Genomic DNA, 16,008 nt, shown 5'->3' with positions numbered 1-16,008 from the left:
ATATATTTTAAGTAACAGAGATAACAAGTAAAACCATATCAATAAAGCAATTAATAATAATATCGATATATCCGTATTTGTTTTTTAATCCACATTAGGTGGGATGGCCATCTTATGCCCTGACACCAGGGACAGACTCATTAAGGTGATAATAATGAACATCGATCTGTGCTCTACAACACTAAAAAAATTAAACGCAAAAATAATACCTTTTATTATTATTTGCTACTTTGTTGCCAATCTGGATAAAACCAATATATCCGTTGCGGCACTGCAAATGAATGCCGATTTAGGCTTGTCTGCCAGTATGTATGGCCTGGGTGTCGGTATGTTCTATATCTCCTACATTATTTTTGAAATACCCAGTAACGTCATTATGACGCGGGTTGGTGCACGCATCTGGATTGCGCGCATCATGATTACCTGGGGGATTGTCAGCGCCGGGATGTCACTGGTCCATACGCCGACACAACTGTATGTGATGCGCTTTTTGCTGGGTATGGCAGAAGCCGGGTTTACACCGGGGATTATCTACTATATCTCCTGCTGGTTTCCCAAGAGCAACCGCGCCCGTGCCATGTCGTTCTTCTATATGGGATCGGTGCTGGCGTCAGTGATTGGATTACCGATTTCCGGCAGTATTCTCAATATGCACGGCATTGCCGATATCGCGGGCTGGCGCTGGCTGTTTGCGATGGAAGGCATCCCGGCCATCATTCTCGGCTGTCTGGTACTGTTACGTCTGCCGGATACGCCAAATCATGCCACCTGGTTGAGTGCGGACGAGAAAAAATGGCTGAACACCCGGTTACAACAAGAGAATAGTGACGTAGAAGTAGGGAAACATCATTCATGGGCCAGTGCGCTCAGGAATAAAGTGGTATTGATGTTGAGTCTGGTGTGGTTCCTGCAAGCATTTTGCTCAATTGGTATTACACTCTTCCTGCCGCTCATTATTAAAAGTGTGGCTACAGAACAGAGTAATTTTGTTATTAGCGTTTTGTCGGCCATTCCTTTTGCCTTTGCCGCGATCTTTATGTACGTGAATGGACGCCATTCAGATCTTACCAAAGAGCGCTCGCTGCATCTGGGGGTGCCGTTAATTATTTCCGGCTTACTGCTGGCTGCCTCGATATATACCAGTAACCTCTTTGTTGCCTATATTATGCTGGTATTGACCGTCGGCTTTAACTTCGCGCTGACCCCGATATTCTGGGCGGTAACGACCGAAAAATTAGCGGGTGTTGCGGCGGCGGCTTCTATCGCTTTCATTAATGCCATTGCCAACTTTGCCGGTCTGGGATTGCCGCCATTGCTGGGGAAAATAAAGGATGTCACCGGCAGTTTCCATTATGGCTTATTGATCATTGCTACGGCACTGGTTATCGGCGGCATCGTCGGTATCTATGTTGGCCGTCCGGCTAAAGTAATAGCGACAAAATCGTCAGCCTCGTCATTATCGCAACACTAAGGTCTTGTTATGAAGAATATCGCGGTTAAACAGAAAATATTGAAGCAGGCATCGCTGCCAGATCAGTTGAATGCACAACTGAACGCGCTATACGATGTGTATGAATACAACGACATGGCCGCCGGGGAGTTTGACCGGCTGGCCGCCGAGTTTCGTGTAGTACTTACTAACGGCGAAGCCGTGGTCAGTCGCGAATTTATGGGACGGCTACCTAACCTTGAACTTATCAGCGACTTTGGTGTTGGCTATGACGGTATTGATGTTGCCGCAGCAAGAGAACGTGAGATCGCTGTGACCCATACCCCCGGCGTATTGACGGATGACGTCGCCGACCTGGCCATGGGGTTGATACTGGCAACGTCACGCCAGATCCCTGGAGCACAACGCTTTATCGAACAGGGGGCATGGCAGAAGGGAGGTTATCCCTGGACCCGCAAAGTCTCAGGAGCGCGGTTAGGCATTATTGGCATGGGGCGTATTGGGCGTGCTATCGCCAAACGCGCGGCTGCATTTAATATGTCGATCGCCTATACGGATCGCGCAGCACTTGCCGACATGGATTACACCTTCCATGCGACATTGCTATCGCTGGCCGGGGCGAGTGATTTTCTGGTGGTCTGTACCAACGGTGGTGCAGAAACCCGCTGCCTCGTTAATCGCGATGTATTGAATGCTCTGGGCGCAGAAGGCATTCTGATCAATATTTCCCGTGGATCGGTCGTCGATGAGCGAGCGCTAGTTGAAGCCATCGAAGAGGGAGTTCTCGGGGGAGCCGGTCTTGATGTTTTCAGCGACGAACCGCACGTCCCGCACGCATTGTTACACCGGGCAAATGTGGTGGTCACGCCGCATATGGCCAGTGCTACCTGGGCGACGCGCAAAGAGATGTCGCGTCTGGTGCTGGAAAATGTCAACGCCTATTTTGCTGGCGAGCCGTTGGTGACGCCTATTCCGCAGTAACCGAGTGAAAACGTATTCTGCATTTAAATCAAAGCGTGGCGTTAAGTCGCGCTTATTTATTGTCAGCGTTAAGCCACCTCCCGGGAGGTGGTGATTGTCCCTGTGAGGCTTTAGCCTGAAGGAAGTCCATGTCAGCTTACTCACCACAAGTGATCCAACCCGCGAATAGCGGACACCAGGGATAGCTTCGCGTGTAGCTGGAATGGTCCAGATTTTGTTTCTGATATCGATCTCAGACCAACGTGCGAAACGCAGTTCGCTGGAGCGGATGAACAGGTGAAGGGTGAGTGATACGGCCAGGCGGGTTAACTCTCGTCCTTGCTGGTAGTCCTTAATGCGAATCAACAGTTCCGGCAGTCGCTCCAGCGGAAGGGCGGGGTAGTGGCGTTTAACGGGAGGGGTGATGATACCCTCCAGATTTGCCGCCGGATTGTTCTCTATCAACTCCTGATGTACGGCATGACGCATTATGTTGCACATATGCTGCCGGGTACGTGCTGCGACTTCCAGCAGACCTTTTTGCTCAATGCCTTTCAGCAGGGCGATAAAGTGACGAGGTTTCAGTTCAGCTACCGGCATGTGTCCAATCACAGGGAATATATGATTGTGTAGGCTGGCAAGCAGACGGGAGGCGTGGTTCTCTGACCATATGCGGTTGCTTTTATGCCAGCTCAATGCCACGGACTGAAAGGATTTATCCTGTGAGCGAGCAACTCTTTTAGCAATTCGCTGTTGCGCGGGATTGATATTCTGCACCAGCAACTTGCGGATACCATCACGCTGTTGACGGGCATCGGCCAGAGAAGCGTCAGGATAGGCACCCAAGCTAAGATTATTTTCTATTGATACGATATTTGAGATACCAGAGACGTGAACCGCCTGGATTGATCAGCTGATACAGACCGTGGCAATTGCAGATTGTAAAGGGTTTATCAGAAGGTTTAAAACTGCGGATTTTTTGTCATCAAGACACCTTTGGTGGTCACGTCATTATCGCACCGCAAATGCCCCTCAATCAGCCCCCACATCTCTCCCGGACGACAGTTGCCTAACGCAAAAAACCAAAAAGCCCGCTTAAGTTTCCTTAAGCGGGCTTCTCTAAATTTGGCTCCTCTGACTGGGATCGCCTTCGCCAGTAATTGGCTAATAAGTAAGCTAAACCTCAAAGCTCTCCCTGTCAAGACCACCAGAATGACCACCATTAGTAGCAGGTTACATAAATCAGGTTTGAGCGTTCCGCAGCATTTGATGATCGTTACTGTGATGTTCATTGAAAAGCAAACGTATCTAGAGTGAGCATCTACGACTCTATACAAAGAGGTCTTATTGCATGCTCAGTGCCAGAGCGGACATCTACATATCAATTTTAGTAAACTGTGACCTGTGTGTTTTTTAATCAAATCTGAACTGACTTTGTTAAAATAGTTGAACCTAACTCCAAGACGATAAGATTTGCATCGAATGAAATTTATTGATAATAAATTCAAATAGAGTAGTGACTGTCAACCTGTGTGAGACAAAAAAGGAAGAATATATTGAAAAGTTTAAATATTTTGTCGTTGGTCCAGGCTCATGAATCATTAAATCGTGAGGGTTTTGATCTTTTCATGCAGCACTATGGAATAGAAATTAAGCATGCAGAACTACAGGAGTTGCAAAAATTATCAGAGTCATTGCGCGCAATAACAAATAATATATATATCTTCAGTGGTTTTTATGTTGGTTATAAAATACCGCAAATAGGCAAGGAGTTTGATCTGCTGCGGATTACAAAAAATTGCGTGATTAATATTGAACTTAAGCGAACAAGCTCAGAAGATAAGATTAGAAAACAATTAATTAGAAATAAGTATTATTTGAGTTTCATTGGAGAGCGGATTTATAATTTATCATATATATCAGACATCGATAAACTTTACATTCTTGATGCGGATGATTCCTTGAGATTAGTGGAGTTCAATAATTTAGTTAATTTGTTAATTAATTATAAATTAGATTTCAAAGAACATATTGACACTTTATTTAATCCGTCAGACTACTTAGTATCACCTTTCAATTCAACTCAGAAATTTCTTAGAAATCAATATTTTTTGACTCATCAGCAAGAAGATGTAAAGAATAAGATCCTACGCTCGTTATTCTTTGCGGTTGCTGCTAACTTTATCGCAGTTGTAGGGGGGGCTGGAACAGGAAAAACCTTGTTAGTATATGACATTGTAAAAATTCTTATGCGAGAGGGAAAGAAAGCATTAATTATTCACTGTGGGTATTTAAATGAAGGGCAAGAAGAGCTGAAGAGTTGCGGTTGGAAAATCATTCAAATAAAAAATTTTTCCTCCTATGAACTATCTAATTATGATATTGTAATCATTGATGAAGCTCAAAGAGTTTACCCTGAACAATTAGAAAAGATAGTATCATCAATAACCACTAATAAAGGTGATTGCATATTCTCATATGACAAAATGCAAACTCTTGCGAAGTGGGAAGAAGCAAGAGACATAGATGGAAAGATAAATAAAATAAGCAAAATATCTACATATAAATTATCAGAGAAAATAAGATCAAATAAAGAGATAGCTAACTTTATAAAAATGCTATTTAATAACAGACGTTCTTTGGAATTATCAAATACTGGTAATATAGAGATAAACTACTTCAAAAACATCGATGACGCAAGATGCTATCTTGAATTACTAGATAACAAAGAATGGGAGGTTCTTCGGTTCACTCCATCACAATATAAAAATGAACATCACGAAAAATATTCAGATCTGTCCAAAAAAACATCGCATCGAGTAATCGGACAGGAATTTGATAACGTTGCTGTTACGATAGATGAATATTTTAAATATGATGCAGAGGGTATTTTGGTTTATCGTGGTAGTGCATATTACTATCCACTCAAGATGCTTTTTCAAAATATCACTCGTGCTAGAAAGAGATTGAATATTGTAATAATTAATAACGAGGAATTATTGAATCGGTGCATGGCTATTTTACAATAGCAGATCTCGATTATTTGATTAGGGTCATGCACTATCAATGTTCTACTCCCTGAAACAGTGCTAGTATAAATTGAAGTATATGGTCGTGATTTCGCATACTCCATTCAGTGTTCTGAACAGGTAAAATTAAGCATTTTTGTCCTGTACTTCCTGTTAAAACGTTCGATATACGTATCCTGTGTCGGCTTGCCCGATTTTATAAATCTCAGTCTAGTATCATTGGTGCTGGCATCAGATATACCTAAGTGACGGCAGACGTTCGTCACAGGCCTGGTGTACCAGTTTGGCCTGCTTCATGGCAAAGATAATCTTCTCTTCAATGTTTTAAAGATAGATTTATCAATTAATTCGTAAGTAAAAAACTCAAGTTATATGTGCAACATTAAAAATTATGAACTTCATCTTTTCCATTAAAAATTAGATGCTTCTTTAACAAAATAAATTATGATATTCATATTTTATAGATGTTTATAGAAATTTTTCCAATTGACTTAGTATCGTAAATTGATGATAATTGTAATTTCCGTATGATACACGTGATTGTGAGGTTTATCGATTTGATCACATAATAAAATATGCAAAGAAATAGTCCTCAGTATCATAAAAATATAACTTTTCTGAATTCAATTGATTATGAATTTTTTCTTAGTCGCTAATAAAAGGATAAGGTTATGCGAGTTATAAAAATAAACATAAAAAACTTCAGGCAATTAAGGGATACTACTTTAGATTTAGAAGATGAACTTACAGTTGTAATTGGTAAAAACAATACTGGGAAAACATCCTTGCTATTGTGTCTTGAAAAATTTATAGGTGCTTCATTTAAAAAAAATCCATTTACTTTTGAAGATATAAATTTAGATGCTAAAAATGAGCTTCAGAGCATAGTTGTCGATGGGACTGAAAACTCTAAAAATATAAGTATCTCACTCAAAATTTTTATAAAGTATGGCGAAGATGATGACCTTGAAAACTTGGGTGATAAAGTCATCATGGATCTAGAAATAGAAAATAATATCGCTGTAATTGCATTTGAATACTATATAACACCAGAAGAAATTTTGAGGTTAAGAGAAGATTTCTTGAAAATTTCGCAAAAGAGATTTGGAGAAGGAAAAAAAGAAAAAAATCTTTTTGATTTTTTAAATGATTCGCATGCAAAATATTTTTCTACATCTCGGCGAAGTTTACACTTTGACTGGCAGAAAAATAAAGAAATTGACGATAAATTTGTAGATTTAGATCGAGAAAATATAGATCTTTCTAAGGTGATTAACTTCAAATGGATTAGTGCGCGCCGAAATGTTTCCAACCAAGATACTGAGAACTCTTTATCTCAGCTCTCTGCCAAATTATATAAGAAACTTGAATCTAACGAAGCAAGTGAATCAGTTGTGGAAAGTTTTAAGGAAACATTATCTGATACTGACTCAAAACTAAATGTAGTGTATGGTGAGATATTTAAAGACGTCATAAATGATGTGCGTAGATTTGGAGGGTTGACTAAAAATGATTCAGTTATAAAAATAGTCTCATCTCTGCAACACCGCAACTTATTAGAAGAAAATGCAACAGTTATGTATGGTTTGGGTGGTGGTCAGCATGATTTGCCCGAAAATTATAATGGGTTGGGTTATCTTAATCTAATCAGTATGATTTTTGAAATTAAGCTTAAAATACATGATTTCAATAAAGAACTTCACGAGTCACCAGCAGATATAAACCTTCTTTTTATCGAAGAACCTGAAGCTCATACACACCCTCAGCTTCAAAGGATTTTTATTAAAAATATCAAATTACTTTTGAATTCAGGCATTTTTAGGTCTGATGGCATTTCACAAAAAATTCAAACAATACTGACCACTCATTCTTCATACATTGTTTCTGAAAGTAACTTTGAAGATATAAAATATCTTAAAAAAACTGATGGTGGAGTAATTGCTAAAAACTTAAAAGAATTGAAGGACTACTATGAAGACTCGCAGCATTACACTTTCTTAAAACAGTATTTGACTATTCATCGTTCAGAGATTTTCTTCGCCGACAAAGCAATTCTCATTGAAGGTGATACTGAGCGAATTCTTATTCCTGCAATGATGTCGAAAATAGACAATGAAGACCTGATTCAGGAAATCGAAAGTAATGTTTCATCTGGTACCCCATTGCTCTCACAAAACATATCCATGATTGAGGTTGGTGCCTATTCACATATTTTTGATAAATTTGTTAATTTTATAGGCGTTAAAACATTAATCATTACTGATATAGATTCATCAAAATTGGTGCAGTCTGTCGACTCGAACGGTAATGACAAACTCGATAAGGATGGGGAACCGGTAAAGACTTTACAAAAGTGCTGCATTGAAGAATCAACTCATACTACAAACTCATCACTTAAGTTTTTCTATAAAAACTCTGAAATTAATTTTTATTCTGAAATGAAGTTTCAAGACAAATCTTTAAGCAAAGACAAAGATTCTAATTGGATTCAAAATGTAGAAGGTAATTTATTGTGTGCCTACCAGACACTTGAGAAAAACGCCGAGGGAGAAAAATATCATGCTAGGAGTTTTGAAGACTCATTCTTCCATATAAATAAATCTTTTATAAAAAATATATCTTATGATGAAAATCATGAGTTCACCGGCGGTGAAAAGTTACCATCGTTAGTACAAAAGCATTTGAAGAGTTTTGTAGATGGTAAAATTGGACCCTATGATTTTGCTGAAAAAGCGATAGGTAGTAAACCATCTTTTGCTATGGAAGTTTTACTAAATAGTACTATTGAAGAAAAATTCATTTTAGAGCCCACAAGTAAAAAACAAATAAAAATATCAGTTGAATTTCATAATTGGAATACACCGTCTTATATTGAGGAGGCGTTAAAATGGATCAAAAAAGACTAGGACTTGAACCCGAAGTGGTTCAAATTTTCAAACTTATGGATGAAAATAAATGTTTCTTATTGAGTGGCGGGGCCGGTAGTGGAAAAACATATTCATTAGTTCAGGTTATCAATCAAGCTCTTATTGAAACTCCTTGTAAAGGCATCGCATGTATAACTTACACAAATGCAGCTGTAGATGAGATCCGAGGGAGGATCGCTAACAAGCGTCTTTACGTGGCCACCATTCATGAATTTTTGTGGGATTTAATAAGTCATTTCAAATCGGAGTTAATAGATACACTTATAAAATTACTTAATAAAGATTCACAACCAAAAATAAATATTCCTGATGATGACTTTGATCCAGAAACATTACGAGGTAAAACCCTACAGTATAAAGAATATACTTTAATAAAAGAAGCGATAATTTCTCATGATGAAGTATTGATTATTGCGAATGCAATGTTTGAATCCTATAAAAAAATTTGCGATATAGCTAAGGATAGATATAAATTGATCTTGGTTGACGAATATCAAGATACGTCAGAGCTAGTGACTGATATTCTTCTAATACATTTACATAAGAGTAAAAGAAATAATATAGTTGGTTTCTTTGGTGATTCAATGCAATCTATTTATGATAATGGTGTGAATAATCTAGATAAATATGTAGAGTATAAAATGGTTTATCAAGTGAAAAAAATGCAAAATAGAAGAAATCCAAAACTTATATATGAATTAGCCAACAGACTTAGGACCGACGGTATAGTTCAAAATGCTTCATCAGACAATAATGCCCCAAATATGTTTGAAGGAAAAGTAATTCAAGGCGATATGAAGTTTATATACACTTTAACAGATTCAGATAAAGTGGATGAGGTCAAGAGATTCATAGGATGGGACTTCACCGAAACGCAGCAGAACAAAGAACTAAACCTGACTCACAACTTAATTGCTCCCAAAGCTGGTTTTTCTAGACTAATGGAAATATATGATGGTGATAAAATAATTTCCTACAGGAATCGGATTAAGGAATTCATAAAAAGTATGAAACCAGATTTTTCTTTTGACGATCTCTCATTTGGAGAGGTAATAGATTATTTAGTAGAATTTTATCCTGATCATAAAAAAGAAGTCTCGCCCACCATAGATATGCATTTATTTATTTTAAATAATATGGCTCTTTATGAAAAAGCATTATTAATCCCTTTTAATGAATTCAAAAGTATTTATATTTCCAAAGATGCTCTTATTGATGACAAAAAAGAAAATCTGAATTCAAAAAATAAGTCAAATAGCCAGCGAGATGTTCTAATAAAACATATTTTTAAAATCCAAGAGATTATAGATCTCTATCAGAATGAGATGTATAATGAATTTCTAAGGAAAACAGAATTTAGGGTTAGAAGTTTTTCAGACAAGAAGAAACTTAAAGACATAGTCGATAAGCTTGTATCAATGTCTGATTTACCAGTTTCAGATGTCATATCCTGTGCCGATTCACTTGGGATTTGTAGGGTTGACGACAGACTGCTTGATTTCAAGAAGAAAAATGGCTACCTTTTTGATAGAGTAATGAAAATAGAGTTCAAAGAATTTCAGAATCTTTTTTATTACCTAGAAGGGTATACTCCATTTTCCACTCAGCATAAAATTAAAGGTGCACAATTCGATAATGTTCTTGTTATACTTGATAATGGAAGGTGGAATAAGTATAACTTTGGTTACCTTTTTGAAAATAAGGGGGCTAAGCCTGTTATCGAAAGAACGAAAAAGCTATTTTATGTATGTTGTACGCGTTCCAAGAAAAGCTTGGTTGTATATTACAGTAAGCCTAGTGACGAAGCTTTAAAAACCGCTAAAAACTGGTTTGGTACTGAATGCGTCATCTGCATTGATGAATTGGAAAGTTAGCAGGTTTTTACTTTCATAAATGCTCGAACAATGGTTATACACCATTGTCCTGACTTAACAACGTGATATATACGGTTATTTAAAGGGAATGATAAAGTTACTATATTTATCTGACCCATTAATCAACATTTGTTATACGGATGGATAATGTTGATTTAATCCACTTTTATAGTTGCTGAAGCTATATGATTTCATGATCAAAAACGAATAGCTTGTTGAATAAATCGAACTTTGGCCGTAATCAGGAGCAGATCACCACATTCCTCATCCTGTGGCGTTACGCCGTGACAAAGAGAAACTGGACAGATTCTTCAGGCGTAGCACGCTGGCATTCTGGCTTTACAAGTCCGCTGTTCAGGCTTGGTAACCGTAAAGCTAGCGCTGTATGCAGCCATTAAGCCAGTGCTGGTAAATTAGATGCCCACTTGTACAGATGGACATCTAAGTCTGTAGTTCCAATCCTGGCGAAAAGACCCCGTAAGAATTATTCGAATGACTTCAAACTCCGCATGGTTGAACTTGCTTTCCGCCCCAGAAGCCTGCGTTGCTCAGATAGCCCGTGAAAAAGGCATCAATGATAACGTCATCTTCAAATAGTTGCGGCTCTGGCAGTGTAAGTATCCCGCCCTAACGGATCATGCATTTTTAGATATCTGACCTAAAGTTCCGTAACGTTCGTGATGTCTGCTAATGGCGAGAGCTGCCGCTCAGATTGGATGGTTCAGGAATCGCATTCTATCATGGTCTTGCGGCGGATAGCCCTAGGTTACAATATGTGAGTTAGATGGGATATGTGGAGACGGTAAAGAAGATGACAAAAAGAGATCCTGCAAAGACACTGCGCAATCGGCAGATCGCCAAGTTGACTGATGAGATAAATGCGCTTCTTGGTGAAGTGCTTAATTTGACGGGTTATCAGAGCGAACTTTCTCTTAATGCGACCTACGGGGGAAAGTATGCGGAGTACATCGACATCAGGAACGAGGTGATCGATACACCGGAGCAGTTCGTGGCTTTGTACCTTCAGGGTTTTCTGCGAACTCTGGAAGGACTGGGTATCTCCGCACAGTCGGGCAATCGCTACTACGATGCATATGCGCATGTCCGGAAGCACAAGAAGGTGCTCAAGTGGCTCAAGCTCTTCCTGATACGTACCTATCTCAGGAAGTATGACGCTCTGTCCAAGAAGCGGCCAGGAGTTGAAGAAGCGGAGATCTGGATCGGCCAACGGAATGCTGACTATGGACTTTTCGTGACACCGAGGTTCAATAAAGGGGGATGGGAAAACGACAAGAGCGAGATTAGGCACTTCAAGCCGAAGTATTGGACAATCGGCCACATCTTAGAGACCGGATTCGTCGTACCTGATGAGAACGAGCGTATTACGTTCAACAACGCCGAGCAGTATCTTTCGTTCTTTCACAACACACTTGTTCGGAACTCCGGTTCAACTCACGAGCTTGCCATCGCCAAGCTCTACTGCAAGTTCGTTCGAGAAAGTGCGGTACCGGAAGATGTGCCACTACTCATCCCCGAGCTGCGGTACGGCGGGAAAGATGTCAAGCACGAGCATCGACTTGATTTCACTGTCATCGATCCGTACACGCTTTCCAAAGTAGGTTTCGAGCTTTCTCCTTGGTCTACGCATGGCCTCCTTTGTGGCATCAAGGGAAAAACCCAAAAAGCCATCAACGAGGAGGCACAAGCCAACTTCGAGAGAGAAATGTCGAAATTGAAGGCGTATTTCCGCAAGCGCGGAATTCCCGTGATCGTCTACACGGACAAGGATCTCCAAGACTACAGTAAGATCTTCTCCGATATTGAGGACTATTTAACGCCAGCCAAGCGGCCTAAGCAACTTGAGTTTCATGCTTTGGAGGATTTTCTTGCGTTCAAGCCACCGAAGTAATTCCAGGAGGAGTCCAGAGTGCCCACAGATTGCTTCCGGCCAAAAGCTGACAGTCAAATTCCTAACAAGGTATTGTAGTACAAAAACTTAGATTGTCCGCGGACGGTGTCTGAGCACTCCGGGTAGGAAATGTACAGAATAGTATTTGAACTTTAGCGATTTGATGTATAAATATAAGTTGCGCTATATGCAGCGGCTAAAGAAGCTCAATGCAGGAGGCATTGTGGATACATTTGTATGGTGGTTAGGGCTAATATCTGCGTTAGCTTCAATAGGTAGCGCCATCTGGGCAGCCGTCGAAGCACGATCTTCAGCCAAGTCGGCCTCTCAAGCTGAACTCGTGCGTGATCGAATGGTTAACCACCGTTACGTGGCAGAATCACATCAACTTCTCCAGTCCACACGTGCGATGCTTCAGACGGTTTCTGCAATAGGCCCATCGTGTATGCAACGTAATCTTCGTGGCCTTGATGTAAGAAATATATCCGCACAACTTGTAACCTACTGCACTACATTAAATGAAAGTAGCTATCTCTTTGCAGACAATGACAACCCTGCAATCGAGCTTTCCGTTGAGCTTTTACAAAGGGCAGGAATTATTGCGGCCGCCCAGTCGTTAGAAGATGTAACGCTAGCGGGACGACAGGCTTTCACAGGTATAAATTTGTTTTTGCCAAAGATAAAGCAAATATCGGATGAACGACGGGAAAATGTATGAGGGAGTCCAATGAAACTAACTAATGGCGAACGATTGATAACGCTGATGCTATGCGAGTTATACGACAAGCTAGACGTTATGGGTGAGGTCGATCCGGATTTCTTACGCACAGCCATTTATACCGAGAACGAATGGAGCTTGGCATGGAAATACCCGGGCATTCCTTTTGAATCGGTCGAAGAGCCACCCGAACTAAGGGAGGTGCTTGATATTCTAGAAATGTGGAGTTTTATCGAAATGTCGTACAATGAGTTAAACGAGCAGGAAAAAAACTCCTTAATATCCAAAACACATCCTTTTACAACAGCACCAAAATTTCCGGGTTTCGATGGAAACAATGAAGCTGAATACATCAGCATCAGCTCAATACTGATTGATCAGCTTGACCGATTCCAATATTTTAATGGGCGAGACCTCAACGCACATATGCCAACATTAGAAATGCATCGCAGAATGCTCGAGAAATTCAAAGAGGTCAGGGAGGAAAATTGGAATCTCCTAGGCATTGATGAGCTTGAGAGTGTTTTGAATGAAAGGGTTCACCCTGAAAATCGAGCTTAAGAATTGCGGCACCAATTGGGAGGTTTAGTATCCACCGGAGCCGAACTGGCTCGCTTCTGCATTCGGTCGATTACGCTTTTTACCAGGACGTAATCGACTAGCGGCAGGCATCCGTGGCTGGCAGTAATAAACAAAAGCGAACATTCAAGCAACGACGTTCCTTGAAAATAGGTATCACATATAATGCAATCCACTTTATCCTTTAAGATAAACAAAATTAAAGAAAACTTAGACTAACGAGTTCTCTATGCGCAAGACCAAAAGAATTAAAAGCACTCTAAATATTATGAGAATAATTTATGATTGAAAAAAAAGATTTCGACATTAATCATCCAATTGATGGATTTGGTTATCCTTTTTCTCCTGTTGAGAAACGGCAAGAACAATACTACTTGGGAGACAGCGTAACCTTTGAGCTACTAGATCGCCTAAATGACCTATTGCCATCTATATTAGTAAAGCATGAGAGGGTCCTAGAGACATTGTTCGTGCTGAGGATGCTTAAAGACATTACAGATATCCATATTCCAGGCTCTCTGCTGAGCATGATATTCAAGAGTTTTGAAGCTTCGGACTTGCACGAGTACGGCTACGGAACAGATTTGTGGGTTAACGATTCGGGTAGAATTCTAATCACAGAAATGCTTGATATAGTTTTTGAATATAAACGCCCTGCAGACATGGCTGATATAATGAAGTTGTTAACATGGGATCTTTTTCATATACCAAGCCATATATTTATGTTGATCAGAAAGCACAGATGGAGTGAACTACAAAGTCGGATAAATAGCAGATACAACATACGGGAAGAATATGATCCAATGATTAGGAGTCAGCACTTTTTAACTGAGGAAGCTCTAAAGACAGAATGGTCACCTGAGGATGAGCTTTTAAGCAACTCTCACAAAGAGCTTATTGCATTAAGGCGTGGATTGAGCGAAGTTACAAAGCCAGTGCTATATGTGGAGGGGAAAACAGATCGCATGATCTTAAACACTGCTTATAACAAACTTTTTCCAGATCATGAAATGCCATTCTTGATAAAAGAATGCGATATAACTGGAGGGGCTAAGGGTGGTTCCGGGGGAGCACAAACGCTTTCCAGCTTCATATCTACTGTAAGAAAGGATAATGCCTATCCAGCACTGGCTCTATTTGATAATGATCGAGAAGGAGTTGATGCTTACAAAAAACTCCCAAAATATTTTAGAAATAGAGGTGAAGGAAAGTACGCTAAGCCAGGAAAATTTTCTGAGAGCGGTCGCGCAGGGGCGATGTTGATACCCGCTTCTAAAGATCGAGAAAAATATGTGGAGATGCAAAACTACTCCATAGAATTCCTTTTTGATGATGATGTGCTAAACAAAAAAAACGAACAGGGACATGGTCTTAAATTAAGATATCCTGACTTAGAGATCAGGATAAAAAATGGGCCTGGCTTGGTGATTGATACAAGAAAGAGTGACATTCCAGAAACAAGAGAAATTTCAGGAGGCAAGTTGGAGTTCGCTAGAGATATCGTTCCTGAACTGGATTCATCCAGATTTTCGCGATTCTCCAAACTATTTTGGGATGTGAAAGATTTCTTACTGTCTGACATGGAATCCGCCGCCGAATAATTTCACACATCAAACTATCAAGTTTTCGGTACGAAGTATCGCTTATTTTGTGGACTAATTCAAACGGCAGCTTCTGACACAAAGTTGCCAGTCAGATTAGGTTATGGCTCTGAACCCTAAACCAGAAGAATACGGCATTCTCTGATGTTCAAAACGCCAGTACCATGCAGACATACGTTGGATGCTATGGACCCCTTGAATGGCTTACGGGCAAATGTAAGTAACCCAGCTTTAGTTCCACACACTTTTTGAGATTTCCGGTTTCTCAGCCATCAGCCGGTATTCTTCCGGCGTCAGGTTATTCAGGGATTCATGGGGCCGCTCACTGTTATATTCATTCAGCCAGCGCTCCGTTATTTCCCGTGCTTCATTCAGTGTTCTGAACAGATAAAAATCCAGTATTTCGGTCCGGTACGTTCGGTTAAACCTTTCTATAAACGCATTCTGTGTTGGCTTACCCGGCTTGATAAATTCCAGCATCACGCAATGCTCTTCGGCCCATTGCGCCAGAGCCAGTGATATAAGTTCCGGTCCGTTATCCATCCGCATCTTAAGCGGATATCCACGGTTTGCCGCTATCCTCTCCAGCACCCGGACGACACGCTGCGCCGGGATATTCAGGTCAATTTCTATCGCCAAAGCCTCACGGTTAAAATCATCAACGACATTGAAAGTCCGAAAACGTCGGCCACATGTCAGCGCGTCGTGCATAAAATCAATCGACCAACTCTGGTTGAGTGTTTCCGACGTTGCCAGCGGAGCCGGATTGCGCACCGGCGGGCGTTGTTTACCCTTACGACGAAAATTCAGTTTGAGAAGACAGTAAATCCGGTGGACACGTTTGTCGTCTAATCAGTCAATATCTGGATCAGATGGGGTCTTTGTCGTCTTCGTAGTCATTTTTTAGATGCTACAACATGTTGCCAGACGTCGTCTTCATTCCTATGTGATTCCCGCAGGG

Annotated in this window: 9 protein-coding genes and 3 pseudogenes; 9 read left to right on the top strand and 3 right to left on the bottom strand. The window is 40.4% G+C overall.

All coding sequences use genetic code 11. The features are described 5' to 3' along the window. The first annotated feature begins 154 nt into the window (after positions 1-154). Both ACOZIO_RS20370 and ACOZIO_RS20365 read left to right on the top strand, forming a co-directional pair. On the top strand, positions 155-1,471 hold the full coding sequence (locus tag ACOZIO_RS20370; RefSeq protein ID WP_217137953.1) for an MFS transporter: 1,317 nt from the start codon (positions 155-157) through the stop codon (positions 1,469-1,471). Between the two features lie 9 nt (positions 1,472-1,480). After that, positions 1,481-2,431 (top strand): 2-hydroxyacid dehydrogenase, encoded by a 951-nt coding sequence (locus ACOZIO_RS20365; protein WP_129990868.1) that lies wholly within the window; start codon positions 1,481-1,483, stop codon positions 2,429-2,431. Between the two features lie 150 nt (positions 2,432-2,581). Here ACOZIO_RS20365 and ACOZIO_RS20360 read toward each other — a convergent pair. After that, positions 2,582-3,386, bottom strand: a pseudogene (locus ACOZIO_RS20360) (tyrosine-type recombinase/integrase); the annotation flags it as partial. A gap of 580 nt (positions 3,387-3,966) precedes the next feature. Here ACOZIO_RS20360 and ACOZIO_RS20355 point away from each other — a divergent pair. Further along, the gene (locus ACOZIO_RS20355) at positions 3,967-5,439 is read left to right on the top strand and encodes an ATP-binding protein (protein WP_421595643.1); all 1,473 of its coding nucleotides are present in this window, start codon (positions 3,967-3,969) and stop codon (positions 5,437-5,439) included. A gap of 63 nt (positions 5,440-5,502) precedes the next feature. Here the strand turns inward: ACOZIO_RS20355 and ACOZIO_RS20350 are convergent. After that, a pseudogene (locus tag ACOZIO_RS20350) lies at positions 5,503-5,648 on the bottom strand (integrase core domain-containing protein); the annotation flags it as partial. A gap of 462 nt (positions 5,649-6,110) precedes the next feature. On the opposite strand from ACOZIO_RS20350, the gene ACOZIO_RS20345 reads away from it, so the two are divergent. The 6 genes from ACOZIO_RS20345 to ACOZIO_RS20320 all read left to right on the top strand — a co-directional run bounded on the left by ACOZIO_RS20345 (position 6,111) and on the right by ACOZIO_RS20320 (position 15,047). Continuing rightward, on the top strand, positions 6,111-8,345 hold the full coding sequence (locus tag ACOZIO_RS20345) for an AAA family ATPase (RefSeq protein WP_421595642.1): 2,235 nt from the start codon (positions 6,111-6,113) through the stop codon (positions 8,343-8,345). Further along, entirely contained in the window at positions 8,327-10,240 is a 1,914-nt protein-coding gene (locus tag ACOZIO_RS20340) for a UvrD-helicase domain-containing protein (protein ID WP_421595641.1), read from the top strand. The genes ACOZIO_RS20345 and ACOZIO_RS20340 overlap by 19 nt, the downstream gene beginning before the upstream one ends. A gap of 811 nt (positions 10,241-11,051) precedes the next feature. Beyond that, entirely contained in the window at positions 11,052-12,149 is a 1,098-nt protein-coding gene (locus ACOZIO_RS20335; protein ID WP_421595640.1) for a topoisomerase, read from the top strand. Positions 12,150-12,294: 145 nt separating this feature from the next. Then, a complete protein-coding gene (locus ACOZIO_RS20330; RefSeq protein ID WP_421595639.1) occupies positions 12,295-12,867 on the top strand; it encodes a hypothetical protein in 573 nt (190 codons plus the stop codon). Between the two features lie 9 nt (positions 12,868-12,876). Further along, the gene (locus ACOZIO_RS20325) at positions 12,877-13,428 is read left to right on the top strand and encodes a YfbU family protein (protein WP_421595638.1); all 552 of its coding nucleotides are present in this window, start codon (positions 12,877-12,879) and stop codon (positions 13,426-13,428) included. Between the two features lie 299 nt (positions 13,429-13,727). Then, entirely contained in the window at positions 13,728-15,047 is a 1,320-nt protein-coding gene (locus ACOZIO_RS20320; RefSeq protein ID WP_421595637.1) for a hypothetical protein, read from the top strand. Positions 15,048-15,278: 231 nt separating this feature from the next. Here the strand turns inward: ACOZIO_RS20320 and ACOZIO_RS20315 are convergent. Further along, positions 15,279-15,890: pseudogene (locus ACOZIO_RS20315) on the bottom strand (IS3 family transposase); the annotation flags it as partial. Positions 15,891-16,008 lie beyond the last annotated feature (118 nt).

Source organism: Rahnella sp. PD4 (assembly GCF_049199325.1).
GTDB lineage: Bacteria > Pseudomonadota > Gammaproteobacteria > Enterobacterales > Enterobacteriaceae > Rahnella > Rahnella perminowiae.
The sequence above is the reverse complement of the archived record's forward strand: the minus strand, read 5'-3'. Positions and strand labels throughout refer to the sequence as shown.

What these genes read in the sequence shown, in the direction of transcription:
- ACOZIO_RS20370 (WP_217137953.1), top strand. Translation starts at nt 155, where the DNA reads ATGAACATCGATCTGTGCTCTACAACACTAAAAAAATTAAACGCAAAA.
- ACOZIO_RS20365 (WP_129990868.1), top strand. Translation starts at nt 1,481, where the DNA reads ATGAAGAATATCGCGGTTAAACAGAAAATATTGAAGCAGGCATCGCTG.
- ACOZIO_RS20345 (WP_421595642.1), top strand. Translation starts at nt 6,111, where the DNA reads ATGCGAGTTATAAAAATAAACATAAAAAACTTCAGGCAATTAAGGGAT.
- ACOZIO_RS20340 (WP_421595641.1), top strand. Translation starts at nt 8,327, where the DNA reads ATGGATCAAAAAAGACTAGGACTTGAACCCGAAGTGGTTCAAATTTTC.
- ACOZIO_RS20335 (WP_421595640.1), top strand. Translation starts at nt 11,052, where the DNA reads ATGACAAAAAGAGATCCTGCAAAGACACTGCGCAATCGGCAGATCGCC.
- ACOZIO_RS20325 (WP_421595638.1), top strand. Translation starts at nt 12,877, where the DNA reads ATGAAACTAACTAATGGCGAACGATTGATAACGCTGATGCTATGCGAG.
- ACOZIO_RS20320 (WP_421595637.1), top strand. Translation starts at nt 13,728, where the DNA reads ATGATTGAAAAAAAAGATTTCGACATTAATCATCCAATTGATGGATTT.